General features: G+C 58.8%; 25 protein-coding genes. 24 read left to right on the plus strand and 1 reads right to left on the minus strand.

The genetic code is table 11. The annotated features are described in order from the left end of the window. The 7 genes from VL688_04915 to VL688_04945 form a co-directional block, all read left to right on the plus strand. The coding region (locus VL688_04915) for an FAD-linked oxidase C-terminal domain-containing protein (GenBank protein HTL47385.1) at window positions 1-1,681 on the plus strand (1,681 nt) is incomplete at its 5' end. Further along, on the plus strand, window positions 1,674-1,967 hold the full coding sequence (locus tag VL688_04920) for a SelT/SelW/SelH family protein (GenBank protein HTL47386.1): 294 nt from the start codon (window positions 1,674-1,676) through the stop codon (window positions 1,965-1,967). The genes VL688_04915 and VL688_04920, both read left to right, overlap by 8 nt. Beyond that, window positions 1,968-2,435, plus strand: a complete 468-nt coding sequence (msrA, locus tag VL688_04925) for a peptide-methionine (S)-S-oxide reductase MsrA (protein ID HTL47387.1) — start codon at window positions 1,968-1,970, stop codon at window positions 2,433-2,435. A gap of 8 nt (window positions 2,436-2,443) precedes the next feature. Further along, the gene (locus VL688_04930; protein HTL47388.1) at window positions 2,444-3,142 is read left to right on the plus strand and encodes a pirin family protein; all 699 of its coding nucleotides are present in this window, start codon (window positions 2,444-2,446) and stop codon (window positions 3,140-3,142) included. Window positions 3,143-3,150: 8 nt separating this feature from the next. Continuing rightward, window positions 3,151-3,717, plus strand: a complete 567-nt coding sequence (locus tag VL688_04935) for an NAD(P)H-dependent oxidoreductase (GenBank protein HTL47389.1) — start codon at window positions 3,151-3,153, stop codon at window positions 3,715-3,717. Further along, complete coding sequence (locus VL688_04940) at window positions 3,714-3,944, plus strand: DUF1653 domain-containing protein (protein ID HTL47390.1); 231 nt, start codon at window positions 3,714-3,716, stop codon at window positions 3,942-3,944. The genes VL688_04935 and VL688_04940 overlap by 4 nt, the downstream gene beginning before the upstream one ends. Window positions 3,945-4,141: 197 nt before the next feature. Then, a complete protein-coding gene (locus tag VL688_04945; protein HTL47391.1) occupies window positions 4,142-4,519 on the plus strand; it encodes a response regulator in 378 nt (125 codons plus the stop codon). Here the strand turns inward: VL688_04945 and VL688_04950 are convergent. Beyond that, window positions 4,516-4,764 (minus strand): hypothetical protein, encoded by a 249-nt coding sequence (locus VL688_04950; protein HTL47392.1) that lies wholly within the window; start codon window positions 4,762-4,764, stop codon window positions 4,516-4,518. The genes VL688_04945 and VL688_04950 overlap by 4 nt on opposite strands. Before the next feature lie 158 nt (window positions 4,765-4,922). On the opposite strand from VL688_04950, the gene VL688_04955 reads away from it, so the two are divergent. The 17 genes from VL688_04955 to VL688_05035 all read left to right on the plus strand — a co-directional run bounded on the left by VL688_04955 (window position 4,923) and on the right by VL688_05035 (window position 19,981). Beyond that, entirely contained in the window at window positions 4,923-5,294 is a 372-nt protein-coding gene (locus tag VL688_04955) for a cupin domain-containing protein (GenBank protein HTL47393.1), read from the plus strand. Then, window positions 5,294-5,782: a pyridoxamine 5'-phosphate oxidase family protein gene (locus tag VL688_04960; protein ID HTL47394.1), complete on the plus strand. Its 489-nt coding sequence runs from the start codon at window positions 5,294-5,296 to the stop codon at window positions 5,780-5,782. Before VL688_04955 ends, VL688_04960 begins: the two co-directional genes overlap by 1 nt. Continuing rightward, on the plus strand, window positions 5,782-6,114 hold the full coding sequence (locus VL688_04965; protein HTL47395.1) for a multidrug efflux SMR transporter: 333 nt from the start codon (window positions 5,782-5,784) through the stop codon (window positions 6,112-6,114). Before VL688_04960 ends, VL688_04965 begins: the two co-directional genes overlap by 1 nt. A 10-nt stretch (window positions 6,115-6,124) precedes the next feature. Beyond that, complete coding sequence (locus VL688_04970) at window positions 6,125-6,541, plus strand: CoA-binding protein (protein HTL47396.1); 417 nt, start codon at window positions 6,125-6,127, stop codon at window positions 6,539-6,541. Next, entirely contained in the window at window positions 6,538-7,008 is a 471-nt protein-coding gene (locus tag VL688_04975) for a hypothetical protein (protein HTL47397.1), read from the plus strand. Before VL688_04970 ends, VL688_04975 begins: the two co-directional genes overlap by 4 nt. A gap of 21 nt (window positions 7,009-7,029) precedes the next feature. Then, window positions 7,030-7,620, plus strand: a complete 591-nt coding sequence (locus VL688_04980; protein HTL47398.1) for a hypothetical protein — start codon at window positions 7,030-7,032, stop codon at window positions 7,618-7,620. Window positions 7,621-7,622: 2 nt separating this feature from the next. Further along, window positions 7,623-8,807 (plus strand): FIST N-terminal domain-containing protein, encoded by a 1,185-nt coding sequence (locus VL688_04985; GenBank protein HTL47399.1) that lies wholly within the window; start codon window positions 7,623-7,625, stop codon window positions 8,805-8,807. Between the two features lie 32 nt (window positions 8,808-8,839). Next, a complete protein-coding gene (locus VL688_04990) occupies window positions 8,840-9,400 on the plus strand; it encodes an NUDIX domain-containing protein (protein ID HTL47400.1) in 561 nt (186 codons plus the stop codon). Further along, window positions 9,397-10,164, plus strand: a complete 768-nt coding sequence (locus VL688_04995) for an AsmA family protein (protein HTL47401.1) — start codon at window positions 9,397-9,399, stop codon at window positions 10,162-10,164. Before VL688_04990 ends, VL688_04995 begins: the two co-directional genes overlap by 4 nt. Continuing rightward, on the plus strand, window positions 10,157-12,220 hold the full coding sequence (locus tag VL688_05000) for a tetratricopeptide repeat protein (GenBank protein ID HTL47402.1): 2,064 nt from the start codon (window positions 10,157-10,159) through the stop codon (window positions 12,218-12,220). The genes VL688_04995 and VL688_05000 overlap by 8 nt, the downstream gene beginning before the upstream one ends. Window positions 12,221-12,296: 76 nt before the next feature. After that, a complete protein-coding gene (locus tag VL688_05005) occupies window positions 12,297-12,926 on the plus strand; it encodes a hypothetical protein (GenBank protein ID HTL47403.1) in 630 nt (209 codons plus the stop codon). Window positions 12,927-12,943: 17 nt separating this feature from the next. Beyond that, window positions 12,944-13,138, plus strand: a complete 195-nt coding sequence (locus VL688_05010) for a hypothetical protein (protein HTL47404.1) — start codon at window positions 12,944-12,946, stop codon at window positions 13,136-13,138. A gap of 226 nt (window positions 13,139-13,364) precedes the next feature. Further along, window positions 13,365-13,814, plus strand: a complete 450-nt coding sequence (locus VL688_05015) for a response regulator (protein HTL47405.1) — start codon at window positions 13,365-13,367, stop codon at window positions 13,812-13,814. Window positions 13,815-13,866: 52 nt separating this feature from the next. Next, window positions 13,867-16,779: a PAS domain S-box protein gene (locus tag VL688_05020; protein HTL47406.1), complete on the plus strand. Its 2,913-nt coding sequence runs from the start codon at window positions 13,867-13,869 to the stop codon at window positions 16,777-16,779. 25 nt (window positions 16,780-16,804) lie between these two features. Then, complete coding sequence (locus VL688_05025) at window positions 16,805-17,209, plus strand: hypothetical protein (GenBank protein HTL47407.1); 405 nt, start codon at window positions 16,805-16,807, stop codon at window positions 17,207-17,209. Window positions 17,210-17,265: 56 nt separating this feature from the next. Continuing rightward, complete coding sequence (locus tag VL688_05030; GenBank protein HTL47408.1) at window positions 17,266-19,407, plus strand: TonB-dependent receptor; 2,142 nt, start codon at window positions 17,266-17,268, stop codon at window positions 19,405-19,407. A 73-nt stretch (window positions 19,408-19,480) separates the two neighbouring features. Beyond that, window positions 19,481-19,981, plus strand: a complete 501-nt coding sequence (locus tag VL688_05035; GenBank protein ID HTL47409.1) for a ferritin — start codon at window positions 19,481-19,483, stop codon at window positions 19,979-19,981. Window positions 19,982-19,988: the final 7 nt, after the last annotated feature.

Raw genomic sequence — 19,988 nt, forward strand, 5'->3', positions numbered from 1 at the left:
CTTGTGGAACATCCGCAAGGGCCTGTTCCCGTCGGTCGGCGCCATGCGCGAGAGCGGCACGACCGTCATCATCGAAGACGTGTGTTTTCCCGTGGAGCGGCTCGCGGAGGCGGCGTCCGCGCTCGAAGAGCTGCTGCAAACCCACGGCTACATGGACGCCATCGTGTTCGGGCATGCCCTGGAAGGCAACCTTCATTTTGTTTTCAAGCAGGATTTCAACAAGGCTGCGGAAGTGCGCCGCTATGGCGATTTTATGGACGCGCTGACCAAACTCGTGGTGCAGCGTTTTGACGGCGCGCTGAAAGCCGAGCACGGAACAGGGAGGAACATGGCGCCGTTCGTGCAGCGGGAATGGGGCGCGGAGGCGTACGACCTCATGAAGGAGATCAAGGAAATCTTCGACCCGGAAAATCTGCTGAACCCCGGCGTGATCTTGAATCCGGATCCTCGCGCGCACTTGAAAGACCTGAAGCCGCTGCCGGTCGCGCACGAGGCCGTGGACAAATGCACCGAATGCGGCTTTTGCGAGCGGCATTGCCCGTCGCGGGACCTCACGCTCACGCCGCGTCAGCGTATCGCGGTGTACCGGGAAGTCAAACGCCTCGAAAAAACGGGGGAGAACCCCCGCCGCCTGCGCGATTTCGCGCGCGCTTTTTCGTACGCGGGAGAAAAAACCTGCGCGGCCGACGGGCTTTGCTCGCTATCCTGTCCCGTGGGCATTGACACGGGAAAGCTGGTCAAATCGCTGCGCGCGGAAAATCATTCCTGGGCCGGGCGCCTGGCCGCGGCTTGGGCGGCCCGCCACATGGCAGGCGCCGCCGCGGCCGGCCGCTTCGTTCTCGGCGCGGCTGGAAAGTTTTTGCCGTCCTCTTTTTCCTGGCTGCCGCGGCCTGCGAAGCCGCTTGTGCGCCGGACGAACATGCGCGATCCCGTGGTTTATTTTCCCAGCTGCGCGTCGCGCGTTTTCGGCGCCTACCGCGGCGCTTCGGAAAGCCCGGACCTGATCCGGCGCACGGAATCCCTTTTGGACAAGGCGGGTTACGACGCGTTTTATCCCGAAGGCGCGGATGGGCTTTGCTGCGGCCTTGCGTTTGCGAGCAAGGGCTTCGAGAGCCTCGCGCGGGAAAAAGCAGCGGAGCTCGCGGCCGCGCTGGAAGCCGCGTCCGCGGGCGGGCAATTGCCGATCCTGTTCGACACCACGCCGTGCCTGCAGCGCCTGCGTGATTTTCAGAACTCCGCGGGAAATCCCGGACAAAAAAAACTTCCGCTCCATGACATAGCGGAGTTTGCGCGGCTTTATTTGAAGCCCCGGCTTCATTTTTCGCCGGTCCACGAAACCGCGGCCTTGCACCTCACCTGCAGTTCCCTTAAGATGGGGCTGGATGCGGCCCAGAAAGAAGCGGCAGGGTGGTGCGTGGAAAAACTCGTGCTGCCTGAAACCGGCTGCTGCGGCGTCGCGGGCGACAAAGGATTTTTCGTTCCGGAAATTTCGCGGTCCGCGCTGCGAGGCCTGAAAGAAAAGCTGGGCGGCGCCGCAAACGGTTATGCGACAAGCCGCACCTGCGAGATGGGGCTGACGCGCCACAGCGGCATTTTTTACGAATCGCTCGCTGTTCTCCTCGACAAGGCGTCGTCGCCCGCGAAAAGCGGTTCCGGAAAAAGGAAGAAGCAGCATGCCTGACAAACCGGTCGTGCGCATCGAATACTGCACCCAGTGCCGCTGGCTCTTGAGGGCGGCCTGGATGGCGCAGGAACTCCTCACGACTTTCGAAGAGGAATTGGGCGGTGTCACGCTGGTGCCGGGCAAAGGCGGAATTTTCAACGTGCAGGCAAACGGCAAGCTCGCATGGGACCGGAAAACCGAAGGGCGTTTTCCGGACATCAAGGAATTGAAGCAGCGCGTGCGCGACCTCGCGGCGCCGGGAAAAGAGCTGGGCCATTCCGACGCGCCCGCTCGGGGAGGATAAATGGAAAAAGCGACTTTTGCGGCCGGATGTTTCTGGGGCGTCGAAGCCAACTTTCGACGGGTGAAGGGCGTGGCGTCCACGCAGGTTGGCTATACGGGCGGCACGCTCAAAAATCCCACATACGAATCCGTGTGCACGGACACGACGGGCCACGCCGAGGCCGTGGAAATCGAATTCGACCCGAAGCTCGTGCGTTACGAAGACCTCGTGGAATTTTTCTGGACCATCCATGATCCGACGACCGTGGACCGACAGGGGCCGGACGTGGGCAGCCAGTACCGGTCCGCGATTTATTTTCATACACCGGAACAGGAGAAGATCGCGAAGGCGTCGAAAGAAAAGCTCGATGCCTCGAAAAAATTCCGGCATCCCGCGGCTACGGAAATCGCTCCCGCCTCCACGTTTTACCGCGCTGAGGAATACCACCAGCAATACCTGCAGAAGCGCGGGCTGTTCAACTGCCATTAGGAGGTTTTATGATCACCCTCAGACCTTCCCGGGAACGCGGCCATTTCGCACACGGCTGGCTCGACACCTATCATTCTTTTTCCTTCGCGGACTATCATGATCCCGAACACATGGGCTTCCGCAAGCTGCGCGTCATCAACGAAGACAAGGTGGCGCCGGGCGAGGGATTTCCGCCGCATTCGCATCAGAACATGGAAATCATCACCTACATCCTGCAGGGCGGGCTGCAGCACAAGGACAGCATGGGGAACACGTCGGTGATCCGGCCGGGGGAAGTGCAGCGCATGAGCGCGGGGACGGGCGTGACGCACAGCGAATACAACCCGTCGCCGAAAGAACCGGTGCATCTCCTGCAGATCTGGATTTATCCGGGAAGGCCCGGACTTCAGCCCGGCTACGAGCAAAAGCTTTTCGAACCGTCGGGAAAGAAGAACAAACTCCGGCTTGTCGCTTCACCGGACGGGCGGGACGGTTCGGTGACTGTGCATCAGAATGCGTGCATGTATGACGCCGCGATCGAACCGGGCAAAAGCGTGAAGCATGCGCCCGAAGCCGGGCACGGCCAGTGGATCCAGATCACGCACGGCGAGCTGAAGCTGAACGGCCAGAAACTTGGGCCGGGTGACGGCGCTGCCGTCGAAGGCGAGAAAGCGCTGACCTTCGAGAGCGACAAGGGCGCGGAATTCATCCTGTTCGACCTGGAGTAGGAGAAAACATGGAAACCTTGAAGATTTTTGGTTTTGCCGGAAGCCTGCGCAAAAACTCTTTCAACCGCAGCGCGCTGCGCGCGGCGCAGGAGCTTGCGCCCGAAGGGGTGAAGGTCGAGACGTTCGAGCTGAACGGCATGCCTCTGTACAATGAAGACGACGAGGCCTCGCCCGCCGGGATCGTGACGCAGTTCCGGGAAAAGATCGCGGCGGCCGATGCCATCCTGATCGCGACGCCCGAATACAATTATTCCATCCCGGGCGTTCTCAAGAACGCGATCGACTGGGCCTCGCGGCCCTACGGCAAAGGCGCGCTCATGCGCAAGCCCGTGGCGATCATGGGCGCGTCTCCCGGCATGTTGGGCACGGCGCGCGCGCAGTACGACCTGCGCAAATGTTTCGTCTTTCTCGACATGTACTGCCTGAACCAGCCGGAGGTCATGATCCCGTTTGCCGCCAAGGCCTTTGACGCGGAGGGAAATGTGGCCGACGAAAAGGCGCGGGAAAAAATCAAGCAGCTGGTCGCGGCGCTGGCGGACTGGACGCGTAAACTGCGCAAGGGAGGGGTGCTTTGAAGGCACTGCGCAAAGGGCTTTACCGCCATTATAAAGGAAAGCTCTACGAAGTGATCGGCACGGCCCGCCACAGCGAGACGCTGGAAAAGCTGGTGGTCTACTACGCGCTGTATAAAACCCGCTACGGCGCTAAAAGCCTCTGGGCGAGGCCCGAAAAAATGTTCCGCGGCTCTGTCCTTGTCAACGGGCGCAAACAACGCCGTTTCCGCTACGCCGGCAAGGCTTAAGCTTTTTTTGACCGCGTTAAAATTCTCCCGGATTCAAACCTAAGAAAACTTACAATCCTGCCTGAATTTTCCCCAAGTCGAAAAGCGGGGCCCTTCTTTTCTCTCGCGCGACTATAATTAAGGAAGAAGCCCGGACCGGCCCCAGGTTCAGGCTTTGGCGTTTTTGCCGTAGTAGAAGGAAAGACGGGCCCTGGGCCATGACCGAGAAAAAGAAAATCCTGATGGTTGACGACGAGATGACGCTGGTTGCCATGATCGAGCGGCGGCTGAAGGCCAGCGGCTTTGACGTTGCCGTGGCTCATGACGGGGGAGCGGGGCTGAAAAAGGCGGTTTCCGAGAAGCCGGACCTTATCCTGCTGGATGTGATGATGCCGGGCATGAACGGTTTCGAGGTGCTGAAGGCGCTGAAGGAAAATCCGGAAACGGCCGGGATCAGCGTGGTCATGTTCACCGCGGGAACGGATCCTCAGGGCCAAAAGAAAGCCGCGCTGCTCGGCGCGGACGAGTACGTGAACAAATCCGCGTCTTTCGAAGACGTGCTTCAAAAGATCCGGATCCTGCTCTACGAGTCTTAACGCTCCGATACTTTCTGCTTGCCCGCCGTGATGACCGGCTCTTCGTCGATCTCGAGGTTTTCCGGATGAAGGTCCGGGTTCGTCAGGACTTTCCGGATTTCCTTGGAAGTGGACTGATAATACTTCGCGGCAGAGACCAGCGCGGCGCACGCTTCGTAGTTTTCCTCGATAAGCGCCCGCCTCAGGAGAAGCAGGGAAATGAACTTATTCTGAAGAATCGTTTCGTGTATCGTTCTAGCCGACATGGTGGACTCCTTTCTGCCTGCTTTTGAGAATGCACGTTTTGTGCCAACCGGAAGGGCACAAAAAAAGGGAGCTTTCATAAAAAAGTGCTAAAATAGGCAGCCATGCGACGCCGCATGCTCTGGAAATGTCAGCAGAACCTTACACAATTGTAAAAATCATGCCGCACCTGATACCCAAACCCGTTCAAATCAAGGCCTCGGGGAACAAACCGAAGCTGATCGAAGAATTTATAGGAAGGGTAGCGACCCGCACGTCCGGGATCAGCCTCGCGCGCATGAAAAGCCCTTCGGGATGGGTGGAACCCGGACAAACCCCTGAATTTGACGAGTACACGCTCGTCTTAAAAGGGACACTGCGGGTGACGTCCCGGGACGGCAGCACGGATGTGAATGCGGGACAGGCCGTCATCGTGCCCGCGGGCGAATGGGTCAAATACAGCACGCCGTTCCCGGAAGGGGCGGAATACATCGCGGTCTGCCTGCCCGCGTTTTCCCCCGAGACCGTGCACCGCGACGCGGATAAAGCCTGATGAAAACAGCCGATTTAGATTTCAACCAGATCTTCAAGCGCTTCGTGGAACACACCAAAGACTTGAAGACGTTGAGCGTGGCCACATGCGACGCGGGAAAGGTTCCGAATTCCGCGTCCAAAATGCTTGTCGACATCGCGCAGCCCAATCACGTTTATTTTCTGGATTACCGGATCACCCAGACGTATCGCAATCTAACGGAAAATCCGAAAGTCTCGGTCTCTTTCATGGACGACGCGCATTTCATCGGCTATCGGTTGACGGGCGGCTGCGATATCCTGGAAAAGGGCGAAGAGTTCGACGCGGTCCGGCAGAAGTGGGAGCGCCGGCTGATTTCTTATGAAGCCGACCGCATCCTCAAAAGAGTGATGGGGGAATACTCGGCACGCGACGCCGAAAACGTGATGCCGAAAGATTTCGTGATCATGAAGATTACGGCGACGGAGGCCGCTATCATCCGTCCGGACCGCGTTTTGAGGGGATCGTGATGGGATCAAGCGACGCCAAAGCCTGGATTTTCCTGGGGATTGCCGGCCTTCTGGAAGTGGCCTGGGCGCTCGGCCTGAAATGTTCGGAAGGCTTTACGCGGCCCCTGGCTTCCGTGCTGACGGTCGCCGGCATGATCGTGAGCTTTCTTTGCCTGTCGTACGCCCTGAAAAGCGTTCCGGTCAGCGTGGGCTACGCGGTCTGGACCGGCATCGGCACGGTAGGAACGGCGCTTGCCGGCATTTTATGGCTGAAGGAACCCGCGTCTTTTTTGCGCGCGGCTTCGATCGTGCTGATCGTCGCGGGAATCGCGGGCGTCAAAATATTCAAATGAGAGGTGCTTTATGACCGAGCGCGAAGTGATCCAGGACATTTTAGCCGGAGCCAAAGTCATTGCCGTGGTCGGCCTGTCGGACAAACCCGACCGCGACAGCTATCACGTGGCGCAGTACCTGCAGCGCCACGGTTACCGCATCATCCCGGTCAATCCCGCGGTCAAGGAAGTGCTGGGCGAGAAGGCCTACGCGAGCCTGGCCGAGGTTCCGGAAAAAGTGGATGTGGTCGATATCTTCAGGAAACCCGACGCGGTTCCGCCTATTGTGGACGAAGCCATCGCGGCCCGCGCCAAGACGGTGTGGATGCAGGAAGGCATCGTTCATCCCCACGCGGCGGAAAAAGCGCGCGCCGCGGGACTTAACGTGGTGATGGACCGCTGCATCTTAAAGGAACATTACGCGCTGACGGAAAGGAAACGGCCGTGAGCCTGCTGAGAAAAATCCCGTTCGGTCTTGCCGCGCTGCTGCTCCTGCCGCTTCGCCCGGCTTTTTCAGCGCCGACCCAGATCGTGGACGCCGGCGCGACGGAAGTCCGCGAGGAAAAACCCGCCGAACCCACGCCGCCCGCCGGCGATTCCACGGCCGCTGTTCCCGCAGTGTCCCAGGAACCGAAAAAACTGAAGTCGTGGCAGACCGAGCTCAACGAGGCCCGCGAGGATGCGGACCTCAGCACGCCCGAAGGCCGCAAGGCGTGGCGGCAGAAAAAGCGCGACATGCGCCATGAACGCCAGACGCATCTTGCGGAAGTGCGGGAAAAGCAGGCCAAGGCGCAATCGGACACGGCGCGCGAGGAAGCGGAGAAAAAGTCGCGCTCTTACGTCCAGCGCAACAAAGAAGCGCTGTCCGAAACGCTGAAAAGTTTTGAGATCCACGGAAACCAAAATAAAACCTGATAGTCGCGGACGGGGGAAACGATGAACAGATTCAGACGGGTGTGGGCGGCATTTTTTATCGCGGCGTGTTCCGGAGGGCTGTTCGCGGGTGCGGCCGCGGCTTCGGTGAAGGTGGAAGTGCCGATTCCGCCCCGCGCCGCAGCCGGCGTCATTTTTTACGCGCCGACCGCGTGGAACGAGCAAAAACCCGATTCGCGCCTGAAACTTTTCCAGTTCGAAGTGCCGTCCCCGGATCCCGCTTTCCAGAACGGGCAGATGGAAGTGCTCTACTTCGGACCTAATAAAGGCGGCACGGTGCAGTCGCACGTGGACCGCTGGAAGGCCGAATTTACGGAAACCGACAGAGGTTTTCCCCCGGTCAGCGACATGCGCACGGTCAATGGCCTGCGCGTCACCACCGTCCAGATCGAAGGCATTTACCAGAGCACCATGCCGGGCGCGGACCGCCTCCCGAAAAAAGACTGGGCCGTGGCCGGAGCCATCGTGGAAGGCCCGGAAGGCCTGCTTTTCTTCAAGATGAGCGGCCCCGTCGTCACGGTGCGTTCGGCGCGGCCCGTTTTTGACATGATGACGAGCAACATCAGACGGGAAAAGCCCGTTCCGCAGCCGTAAACATGAGCGAAAAAATTTTTTCCTCCGTCTTGTCGCGCGATCCGGATCCCCTGAAGGCCGTCGAAAACGCGGCCTCGAAAATCCTGAAAGACTTCCAGGACAAGAGCCGCGACGCCGCGCTCGTCTTTCTTTCAGAAGGCTACGCCGAGCTGGACGCGGCCGCGGTCATGGGCACGCTGCAGTCCCTCTTGTCCGTTCCCGTGCTCATCGGCTGCAACTCCAACGGCGTGATCGGCGACAAAAGCGAAATCGAAATGGAGCCCGCCCTTTCGGTGCTGGCCATGCATCTTCCCAACGTCAGGATCGTGCCGTTCACGCTTTCGCCGCACGAGATCGAAAGCCTGTCCACGGGAAAGGACCTCGTCGAAAACCTCGACATTTATCCGAACGATTCCCCAAAATTCCTGTGCTTCGCGGACCCGATGACCTGCGATGCCGCCAAGCTGCTCTTCCTTTTGAACGAAGGTTATCCGGGCCTGCCTGTCACCGGCGGGTTTGCGAGCGGCGGCATGGCGGCCGGCGCCGAAAACTGGATCGTGTTGAACGGCGACGTGAACCTGCGCGGCGCCGTGGGCCTGGCCTTCATCGGCGATGTGAGCTTCGAGACGCTGGTGTCCCAGGGATGCCGGCCGATCGGGGAGGCGCTTGCCGTGACCAAGGCCGAAGGAAACGTCCTGCAGGAGCTGGCGGGCAAGCCAGCGCTCGAGGCGTTCGGCGAAATTTATAAAAATCTGTCCCCGCTGGACCAGGAGCTCGCCCACCACTCGCTTTTCGTGGGGCTGGCCATGGACGAGACGCGCTCCTCGTTCAAGCGCGGCGACTTTCTCATCCGCAACATCATGGGCGCGGACCGCGCGAGCGGGGCGCTGGCTGTCGGCGAAAATCTGGTCATCGGCCAAACCCTGCAGTTCCAGCTCCGCGACGCAAAGGCCTCGACCGAAGACCTCGAGGCGCTGCTCAAGCTCATGCACCGCAAAGAAACGGTTTTGAAAGAGGCGGCGATTCTGGTGAGCTGCTGCGGGAGAGGCAAGGCCCTGTTTGGCCAGGCCGACCATGACGTGAAGCTGATCCAGAAATACCGCGGCCCGTTTCCCTTGGCCGGATTTTTCGCCAACGGCGAATTCGGTCCCGTGGAAGGAAAAAATTACGTGCACGGTTACACCTCCAGCCTGACCATCATCAGTTGACCGGATTTCCCGGGAACCGGAGGCCGGTGCTTATGGAAAAAAAACCGAAAATCCTGGCGCGCAGGACGATCTACGAAAGCGAGTGGCTCCGGGTCCATGCCGACCGCGTGGAGTTTCCCGCCGGCCGCATCGTCGAAGCCCATCACTGCGTCGAATTTCCCAAGAGCGGCGTCGGCGCCATCGTCACCAACGAGGCGGGCGATCTTCTGCTGATCCGCTCCTACCGCTACATTTTCGATTCCGTCGAATGGGAAATCCCCGCGGGCAGCTTCGAGTCGGACGAACCGGTGCTTGCCGCGGCCGAACGCGAGGCCCTGGAAGAAACCGGATATCAGACCACGGGCCACCGTCTTGCTTACACTTATTACCCCATGACCGGCATGTGCCGCAGCGTTTTCTATCTGGTCACATGCCGCGCGGCTGCCCACTCCGGCACGTTCGACGCGAACGAAGTGCATTCGGTGGCCTGGAAAACACGCTCGGAAATCCTGCGCATGCTGGAGCGCGGCGAGATCCGCGACGGTTTTTCGCTCACCGGGGTCTTTCTTTATCTTACGGGAGCGGATTTCCGCGCGGAAGAAGGGAAGCGATGAGCCTCGCCAAAATTTTATTTTCCAAAGGGCTTCGCGGCAAAAAGAATAAAGTCTTCGCCGCAGGGGTGGCCGTCGCGGCGTTTTTCATTGCGCGGGGCCTTTACAATCAGACCCTTTCTGCCCTCCTCGGCACCGCCCTCGGGCTTCCGTTCAAGGCCCAGCATTATCACCTGAAGCTCTCGCCCTTGGAAGTGGGCATCTACAACGTGGAGATCGGAAACCCGCCGGGGTTCTCGTCGCCGCACATGGCCGAGATACCGGAACTTTTCATCCGCATGGAGCCGGCGGACATCCTGAAAGGCCGCCTTCACATCCGTCAGGTGCGCTTCAATCTCAGCGAAGTCGTCGTCGAGCGCAATACGAAAAACCAGATCAACCTGCGCGAAGCCTCCAAACCCAGAAAGCCGCCCGCCAAGGCGCCGCAGCCCGGGCAGGACCATCCCGGACAACCGAAAAAGCCTTCGGTCAAACCGCCGCAGCTTCTCATCGACGAAGTGGTTTTCAGCCTGGGGACAGCGCAGTATGTCGAGACCACGGGCGGCCAGATGACGCAGCGCAACCTCGCATTGAACGTCCACGAATTGCGGCTGAAGAATGTGACCGATCCGGCGCAGCTCCTGTCGCAGGTGGTCGATATCATCATCGAGAAACTGGGAAGCCTGGCCGTTGGCTTCGAACTCAAAGGGCTGCAGCAAAAAGCGCAGCAGACAGTCTCGGACGCCATCCAGGCCGTATCCAACTGGAGCCGGCAATTCAGTGGGTAAAAAATCCGCCGCTACCGTCAATGCCAAAGTGTCTCGCGCAACCGCGGGAATTCCGCGGCGCGCGGCATTCCTGGCCGTCATCCTCCTGGCCGGAGCCGCGATCGTTTTCGGGCGGGTGAAGGATTTCGAATTCACCAACCTCGACGATTCGCTTTACATCGCGCGCAATCCGTACATCCAGGGCGGCCTGACCGCCGGCTCGCTTGGCTGGGCCTTCAGCGCGGACCTCTTCTACGATTCGCCGAACGCGGACCGCTGGCAGCCGCTGGTTTTCCTCTCGCGCATGGCCGACATCCAGTTTTTCGGGCTGAACGCGGGCGCGCATCACGTGGTGAATCTCGTTTTCCATGCGCTCAACATGATGCTTCTTCTCTGGTTTTTCAGGCGGCTGGGCGCGGATTTCTGGAAAAGCGCGCTGGCGGTTTTCATCTTCGCTTTTCATCCGGTGCAGGTGGAGCCTGTGGCCTGGCTGACGGCGCGCAAGGATCTGCTCAGCGTTTTTTTCGCGCTTCTGACGTTTCATGCGTATCTTTCTTCCCTCCGGCGGCCCTCCGCGGGGCGCAAGGCGCTGGTCGCGCTGGCCTTCGCATGCGCACTCATGTCCAAGTCCATGATGATCCCGCTGCCTTTTTTGCTGCTGGTCCTGGATTTCTGGCCGCTGGGGCGCCTGAACTGGGAGGACCGGCCGCTTTTGGTCCGGCGCATCCGCGAAAAAATGCCGCTCTGGATCCTGGCGCTTGTTTTTATTCCCGTGCCATTTCTGGGCGTGCCTTCCGCGCTTTCTTACGCGAAGCCGTTTCACGTGCTGGCCGGCGCGCTGACGAGTTATTTTTTCTACCTGCGAAAATGGTTTTGGCCCGCGGACCTGGGCTTTTATGGGCCCCAGCAGGCGGGTTCGGTGAATCCCGCCGTCCTCGCGGCAGCCGCGCTGGGCGCGGCGCTCCTGGCCGTGGGCGCCTGGAAGCAAAGGAAATTGCGCCCGCATCTGACGGCGGCCTGGCTTTGGTATACGGCTTCGATTTCACCGGTGCTCGGCCTGGAATTCCCGGGCGACCGTTTTCTTTATCTCCCCACGATCGGGCTTGCGGCGGCCGTGGCATGGGAAACCGGATGCCGGCTCAAGACGCGGCGCGGCCCGGCCTTCGCGGTCTCGGCGGCGGCCATGGCCGGGGTGTTCGTACTGCCGTTCCTTTCTTTCGCGCAGACCGCGACCTGGCGCACGAGCGAGACCCTTTTCCATCGCGCTTTGGAAGTGAACCCCCGCAATTACCTGGCCATGAACGATCTCGGCGTTTATTACGAAGAGAAGGGAAGGCATGCGGAAGCTTCCGAGATGTTTTCGAGGGCACTTGGCGTTTCCTCCAAGCAAAGCGACCTCTACAACAACATGGGCACCGTTCTTTTCCTGCAGGGCAAAAACGACGAGGCGCTGGAATATTTTAAAAAATCCGTGGACTTGAATCCGTACAATCCCCGCGCGCAGAATAACATCGGTAACATCCTGGTCGAACGGCAGGATTTTTCCGGGGCGGAGGGCCATTATTCCAAGGCCCTCGAAATGCAGCCCGGCTACACGCACGCTTACAACAATAAAGGCGTCCTGCTCTCGCGGGAGGGAAAGCCGCAAGAAGCGCTTGATTATTTCAAGCAGGCCGTGGCTTCAGACAAGCAAAACGCGGTGGCGGAAAAAAATTGGGCCAATGCGCTCGTGCAGCTGGACCGGCGCGAAGAATCGCTGGCCCATTTCGCACGCGCCGTGGAAATCAACCCCGACGACGCGGAAGGCTGGAACAATCTCGGGGCTACGTTTTCCGAATTAGGCAGGCATGGGGAAGCGCTTCCTTATTATCTGAAGGCGCTGGAAAAAGCGCCGCGCTTTGCGACGGCCTATTACAACGCAGGCCATGCCTGCCTCTTGACCGGGCAAAACCAGGCGGCGCGGGATTTTTTCAGCCGCGCGCTCGCGCTCAAGCCGGATTACGAGAAAGCCAAGCTGGGATTGACCCTGCTGGACGAAGCCTCACGGAACCCGCCCGCGGGCGGCGGAACCTCTTGATCTTGAAGCGGCGGCCCCGGGCTGCCGATTGCAAAGCGCTTTTTCATCGTGTACCGTTAAACAGGAAAGGGAGCTCATGAACGCATCCGCGAAATTCTTGTCCGGGTTTTTTGCCGCCGTCTTCGTTTTTACTTCCGGATTTTCTTACGCGGAAGAGCCTTCCGCGCAAGCGCACCGGTACGGCCTGGAATCCGGAGTCGTGAAATACGACATTACCGGCGCGCAGACCGGTAACGAAACGGTTTCTTTCGACCAGTGGGGGCGCCGCGAATCGCGCAAGACGAGCGTGAACGGCGGCAAGAACAAAAAGGGGGAAACCTTTCTCACGCTTTTCTTTCCGGACTTTATTTATTTCGTGGACCTCGCGAAAAAAAGCGGCCACAAATGGAAAAATAATTTCTGGGATACGTTCCCGGAAGGCGAGTACACGTCTGAGGCCATCCAGAAACTCGGCGGCAAAAAAACCGGAACCGAAGACATCCTGGGCAAAACCTGCGACGTCTGGGACATCCCGGCCGCCCAGACCCATCTCTGGGTCTGGAACCGCATTCCCCTCAAGATGACGCGGCAGATCCAGGAAGGTGAAATCGTTTCGGCGGCAAGCGCGCTTCAGGAAAATGTTGCCGTGCCTGAAGAAAACTTCGCGGTTCCGGAGGGCGCGGACATCAAAGAAACAGGGGATCAAAGCATTCCATCCATTACTTAGTTCTTGAGGAGGGCTTCATGCCGTGGAAAAAATGCAACGTCTGCAAGAAAGAAATCCCGCTCGGGGGAACCTATTACCGCTGTTCGGTGAGCACCTGCCGCAATAAAGTCACCGGCCTTTTTTTCTGCTCCATGCTCTGCTACGACGGGCACCTGGGCTTTGCCCGCCACCGCAGCTCCTACTGCGAGGAAGAAACAGCCCCGGCGGCCTGAATAGCTAGAAGGTTTTAACTTTCGGTATTTCCAGGGGTTAGCCGCAATCCCTTTGCGGCCTCTGGACTTCAGTCCGGAATACCTGCCAAAAAACATCTCCTCCGACCGCATTTATTTCGCGTGCTGCCTTGATTTTACGTCAAGGCGCCGCTATACTTTTTTTTGCAGGTGAAGAAAGTCTGTTCCGCTACGACAAAACCCTCTTTACTACGGAAAGGAGTGCAGCATGCCGATCTCGCCGGCCACTTCCTTGAATCCCGTACCGTATCCCGAAGAACACCACGAATCGTTTAAACCTTTGCGCAGACGCGTTCTCATCGTGGAAGACGAGGAGGGAGCGCTGAAGCTTCTCGAACGCCGGTTCCGCAAAATGGGCTTCGACGTTGCCGCGGCCCAGGACGGCCTGGATGCGCTTGATCAGGCGCGCCGCAAAGAATCGGACCTGATCATTCTCGACCTGGTGCTCCCGAAACTCTCGGGCGAGGAAGTCTGCAAGGCCATACGCGAAGACGACGACCGGCACATTTCCGGCATTCCCATCATCATGCTGACAGGGAAAGATACGGTCGCCGACCGCATCGTCGGCAAGGTGATCGGCGCCAACGCGTATTTGACTAAGCCTTTTGACTTCGATGATCTCATGGACAAGGTCATCGAGCTTTCAATCCCTGAGTGACGCGGCTCGCCGCGCTTTGAAAAGGGTGTGCAAAAAAAGTTTCCATAGTCCCATGATGTCCCTCGAATCCCGCGCCGCCGCATCCAAAGCCAACGTCTCCCTCATTCTCATCCTGTCCCTGGGCCTCACTTTGTCCGCCGGGATTTTTATCTTGTCCCGTCAGCTGGAAGACAAGGCTTTCCGCGCCACGTTCGAACTGCAGTCTCAGGAGAGGATCTCGATTTTAGAAAGCGACCTGCAGGCCATGTTCAGCCTCGTGCGCGCATTGAAAGCATTTTACGACGGCTCTCAGCGCGTCGAACGCGGAGAATTCCGGCAATTTTCCGAGGCCTTGCTTGAAGGCCACAGCATGATTCAGGCCGTGGAATGGATCCCGCGCGTGCCGCAGGCCTGGCGCAGAGTCTATGAGGAGTCCGCGCGCGAACAGGGGTATGCGGACTTCCAGTTCCTCGACCTCTTGCCTTCCGGCGGCAAGGCGGCCGCGCCGGAGAGATCCGAATATTACCCGGTTTATTTTGCGGAACCCGAAGCCAAGAACCGGACGGTGCTGGGCTCCGATGAATCGCAAATGCCGCGCCGTTTCGCTACGATGGAACAAAGCCGTGATGCCGCGGCCATTCGCATGACGCCGCCTTTAAGCCTTTGGCGGCTGAAGGAAAAAAATCAGACGGCCCTGATCGCCTATGCGTCCGTTTATCAAAAGGGAAAATGGGAGGAAAGCGCGGAGGCTTACGCGGCCCATTTGGCGGGCTTTGTCACGGGCGTTTTCAAAGTGAACGATCTTGTTTCCGAAGCCACGGGTTTTTTTGATTCCGTTGGCATCGATTTCTACATTGACGACGTGACCGATTCCGCGCATCCGGAGCTTGTCTACGAGAACACATCCGGCGCGCATGAGCTCCATCCGCCCGCGCCTCGCGGACGGTTTTTTTATAAATATGAGCTCGGGGTCGGCGGCAGGAAATGGGACATTTATTGTTTTCCGAGCCGGCGTTACATGACGGGGATGATCCGCTTTTCCTGGGCCGTCCTCGTCATCGGGTGCCTGCTCACCCTGTTCCTGGGAATTTATCTGAGCCACGTCATCCGCCACGGATCCAAACTGAAACTGCTGAATGCCCGGCTGCAGGAGGAAATCAAGGAACGCGCCAAGACCGCGGAATTGCGCGCGAGCGAAGAACGCTTCCGCGGCGTCGTGGACCAGGCCGTGGACGCCTTGCTGCTGGTCGAACGGTCCGGGCGCTTCGTGGACGTCAATCAGAAGGCCTGCGACAGCCTGGGCTATTCGCGCCAGGAGTTCGCCGCCATGTCTGTGTGGGACATCGAACCCGGCTGCGAGCGCGGGCGCCTGGAGCTTCTCTGGAGCCGTTTGAAGCCCGGGGTCCCCTTGACGGTGGAAACCATTTACCGCCGCAAGGACAGCCGGCAATTTCCCGTGGAAATCAGCGTCGGCGTCATTTCGCTGCGCGGCCAGGAATTCCTGCTGCTCCTCGTCCGCGACATCACCCTCCGCAAAGAAGTCGAGGAAGAACTGCGGCGGGCGAATGCCTTCCTGGATTCCATCGTCGAGAATATCCCGCACATGATCTTTCTCAAGGACGCCAAAGACCTGCGGTTCGTGCGCTTCAACAAGGCGGCCGAAGAGCTGCTCGGCTACACCCGCGGCGATTTCATCGGTAAAACCGACTACGATTTTTTTCCGAAAGAGGAAGCGGATTTTTTTACCGCCAAGGACCGGAACGTACTGGAAACCGGCCATGTCCTCGACATTCCCGAAGAGCCCGTGCATACGCGGCGCAAGGGCCTGCGCATCGTGCACACAAAAAAAATTCCCATCTTCGACCACGCGAGCGAGCCGTTGTATCTTCTCGGCATTTCCGAGGACATCACGGACAAGAAACGCGCCGAAGACCGCCTGAGGGAGCTGGGCACCGCGATGGAAAACGCGGTCGAAGCGATTTCCCGCGTGGATAAGGAAGGCCGGTTCGTTTCGATGAACCGCGCTTTCGCGGACCTCGTCGGCCAGGGCTCCAGCGAGGCCATGACCGGGCAGAAATGGCAGCCTTTTGTCCACCACAAGGATTATGACAAGGCGGACGCGGCCTACGAGCACATGGTTAAATGGGGCAAATCCGAAGCGGAGATCCGGGTGCAGCGCAAGGAAGGCTCCATTTTTTACGCGCAGCTGGTTATGGTCAAAGTGCACGACCATGATTCGAAATTTTCGGGGTCTTATTTTTTCATCAAGGACATCACCGAGCGCAAATACAAGGAATCGCTCGATGTGAAATCCGAGCTCATTTCCATGGTGGCGCACGAACTCCGCACGCCGCTGCATGCCGTGCGTGAAGGCATCAGCATCATGCTCGACGGATTGACCGGCGAGCTGAACGCGGACCAGCAGGAAGTCCTGAGCACCACCAAGACGAGCCTCGACCGGCTCGTGCGGCTGGTCAACGCCTTCCTCGATTTCCAAAGGCTGGAAGCCGGCATCATGGATTTCCGCCTGCAGCCGGCCGACCTGAACGGGCTCGTGCTTGACGCCAGAAAACAGGCGGAGCTTCTCATCAAGAACAAGCCTCTCAAGATCGAATGCCGCCCGCAGGAAAATTTGCCTGCCGTGCTGGTGGACCGCGACAGGATCATCCAGGTCCTCATGAACCTCCTGAACAACGCCATCAAATTTACCGAGCAGGGCGTGATCACGGTGACGACCGAGACCACGGACGGCGGCGTCAAAGTGTCAGTGCGCGATACCGGCATCGGCATCAAACCCGAGGACGTCCCGAGACTTTTCCGCAAATTCGGGCAGCTGGAAGCGGGGCAGATCGCGGCGCCGGGCGGCACGGGCCTGGGCCTTGCGATCTGCAGCAAGATCATCGAGCAGCACAAAGGGCATTTGTGGGTCGAGTCGGAATACAAACAGGGAAGCGTTTTTTCGTTTGTGATCCCGCTTGCAACGTGACCGCTCCGGGCCTATCATGGCGGTCATGAAACGCGGAAACCTTCTTTTTATCCTCGCGCTCGCGGCTGTATTTTCCTTCCAGGGTTTCGACGTTCCCGCTTTTAAATCCAATCCCAAGACCTGCTGCGGCCGCCTGGTTTGCCAGTGCAAGCATGCGCCCGGCGCGTTTTGCCCAATGGGGCATGGTGCCCACGCTTTCAAGCAGCAGCCGGTGCACCAGAAAGCGCCGGGCTTCGCAAAAGCCCCTTGCTCGGGAGACACTTCCAAAACCGCGCTCGCCGGATTTTGCAAAGACTTCAATGCGGTCCCGGAAGCCGCGTTTCCGTTCGTTCCGCGGTTCGAATTGCTTTCTCTTGCCTCAATCTCTTTTCCGCGCGCTCTAAGCGCAGGAACTCCCGACCGTCCGCCCAAACTTTTCGCCGCCCTCTAATTTCTCTTTCCTTTTCCGTCCGGTAAGGACTGAATTTTCTTTTCCAAGGAGATTTTATGCGAAGCGGAGCAGGGGTCTTTTTCTTAGCCGTCGTAATGGCGCCCTCATGGGCCTATGGCGCGGAGTCCAAAATTTCTAAAAGCACTTTGCCCGAAGTCGTCGTTAAGGCCGTGGACAACGGCTCTTTGACGTCCCCGGGCATTCAAACGGCGCGCGCGGAAATCAACCGCACGGCGGGCGGTGTGTCGGTCATCGACGCGGAAGCCTACAAAAAAGGCCGGGCGTCCACGCTTCAGGACAGCCTGGGCTATACGGCGGGCGTGTACGTCCAGCCGCGTTTCGGAGCCGAGGAAGCGCGCTTGTCCATACGCGGCTCCGGCATCCAGCGCACGTTTCATCTGCGCGGCATCAAATTGCTGCAGGACGGGATTCCGATCAACCAGGCCGACGGCGGCGGCGATTTCCAGGCCATCGATCCGCTGGCGCTCAAATACATCGAGGTCTTCCGCGGTGCCAATGCGCTTCAATACGGTTCCACGACGCTCGGCGGAGCCGTCAATTTCGTGACACCGACGGGCCGCGACGCGTCTGCGATCCAAAGCCGTTTCGAACTCGGCGGATTCAATTATCTCCGTGAGCAGGTGAGTTCCGGCATGGCGATGGGCCCCGCGGATTATTACGTGTCGCTTTCGGAGGCGCGCCAGGACGGATTCCGGAACCATGCCGAGCAGTGGAACCGGCGCATCTTTACGAATTTCGGTTATCAGTTCAACGAGCATGTGGAAACGCGTTTTTACCTCGGCCTTGCCGATTCCAAGTCCATGCTGCCCGGAAGCATCACCAAAGGCCAGATGCGTCAGAATCCCAAGCAGCCCAATGCCGCGAACGTGACCGGCAACCAGAAGCGCGATTATGACCAGGTGCAGCTTTCGAACAAAACCACGTTCCACTGGGACGACCAGACTTTCGAGATCGGTTCTTTCTACGTCCGCAAAGACCTGTTCCATCCCATCTTCCAGGTCATCGACCAGCTTTCGCATGATTTCGGCGCGAGCTTCCGGTACCTCAACAAATCGGATTTCTTGAACCGGAAAAACATCCTGACGCTGGGCTTCAATCCCGTCTGGAATCTGGTGTATGCCCAGCAGCACGTTAATGTGGGCGGACAGCGCGGCGCGCTCACGGCGGACGCGCTCCAGCGTTCACGGAACCTGGACCTTTATGGCGAAGAGCAGTTTTATGTGATTGATCGGCTCGCGCTTGTCGGCGGCATGCAATGGAGCTTTGCCTCGCGCAAGACCAAGGACAAGTTTATTTCCGATGGCGACAACAGCGGCCATCCGAGATATCACGCCGTGAGTCCCAAGGCCGGCATCCGTTACGAGATCACGGAGAACAGCCAGGTCTTCGCCAATTTCAGCCGCAGCTTCGAGCCGCCGAGCTTCGGGGAATTGTCGAACGTGACGAGCGGAGGCATCCGCGATCTCACGCCGCAGAAGGCAAGCACGCTGGAAGTCGGAACGCGCGGCGACGAAGGCAGGATTTCCTGGGACCTCGCCTGGTATTACTCGTGGGTCGACAACGAATTGCTCAGCTTGAACGATGCCGCGGGAAATCCCCTGGGGACCGTGAACGCTTACAGAACCCATCACCAAGGCGTGGAGCTGGGGACCTCGCTCGATTTGTTTCGCGGTATTTTAGCGAAGGGCGGGGAAAAGACCGCCGCGCCCGAAGGCTTCAGGCCCGAAGATTTGCTCGGCCTGCGCGAGCCTTGGGAAGGGGAGGATCGCGTGGTTTTGCACGGCATCTACAGTTGGAGCCGCTTCAACTTTTCAAACGATCCCGCCTTCAGCAACAATTCCTTGCCCGGCATTCCCGCGCATTTTTTCCGCGCCGAGCTCGTTTACGAGCATCCCTGCGGGATCTATTTCGGGCCCAACCTCGAATGGACACCGGTCGATTATGCCGTGGACATGAACCATACCTTGTTCACGGATCCTTATGCGCTGCTCGGCCTGAAGGGGGGCTATAAAACGAGAAAAGGTTTTTCATTCTTCGTCGAAGCCAAAAATCTGACGAATGAAATCTATGCCGCCACGACCGGAATCATCAGCAATGCCAGCGGCGCCGATTCCGGCCAGTTTTTTCCGGGCGACGGACGCTCCGTGTATGCCGGCATGGAATTCCGATGGGGGTAAGAATCCCGTTGACCCTGAAAAAACGGCTGGCATAATAACTCCCTAACGTCTTTTTAACCTTGCCGGAGGATTTATGCTCAGCAAAACTATTCAAGCCGCATTGAACGAACAGATCGCCCAGGAAAATTACGGTTCGAATTATTATCTCGCCATGGCCGCATGGTGCGACAAGAGCGCGCTGAAGGGCTCCGCGAAATTCATGTACAGCCACGCGGAGCAGGAGCGCGGCCACATGATGAAGCTTTTCCGCTACATCATCGACACCGGCGGCAGCGCCCTTGTCGGCGCCGTGAAAGCGCCTCCGGCGGAATACAAAAACATCCAGGAAATGTTCGAGCTCACGCTCAAGCACGAGAAGCAGATGACCAAGGCCATCAATTCGCTCGTGGATCTCTGCCTCCAGGAAAAAGATTACTCCACGTTTAATTTCCTCCAGTGGTACGTCGCCGAACAGCACGAAGAAGAAAACCAGTTCAACCGCATCCTGGATCTTTTGAAGATCACGGGCGTGGATGGAAAAGGCGTCTTCTTCGCGGATAAGGAAATCGGGTCGTACTCGGTTTCAGCGAAGTAATTTTAAG

The organism is Verrucomicrobiia bacterium (genome assembly GCA_035495615.1).
In the GTDB taxonomy this organism is placed as follows: Bacteria; Omnitrophota; Omnitrophia; order Omnitrophales; family Aquincolibacteriaceae; genus DATJFP01.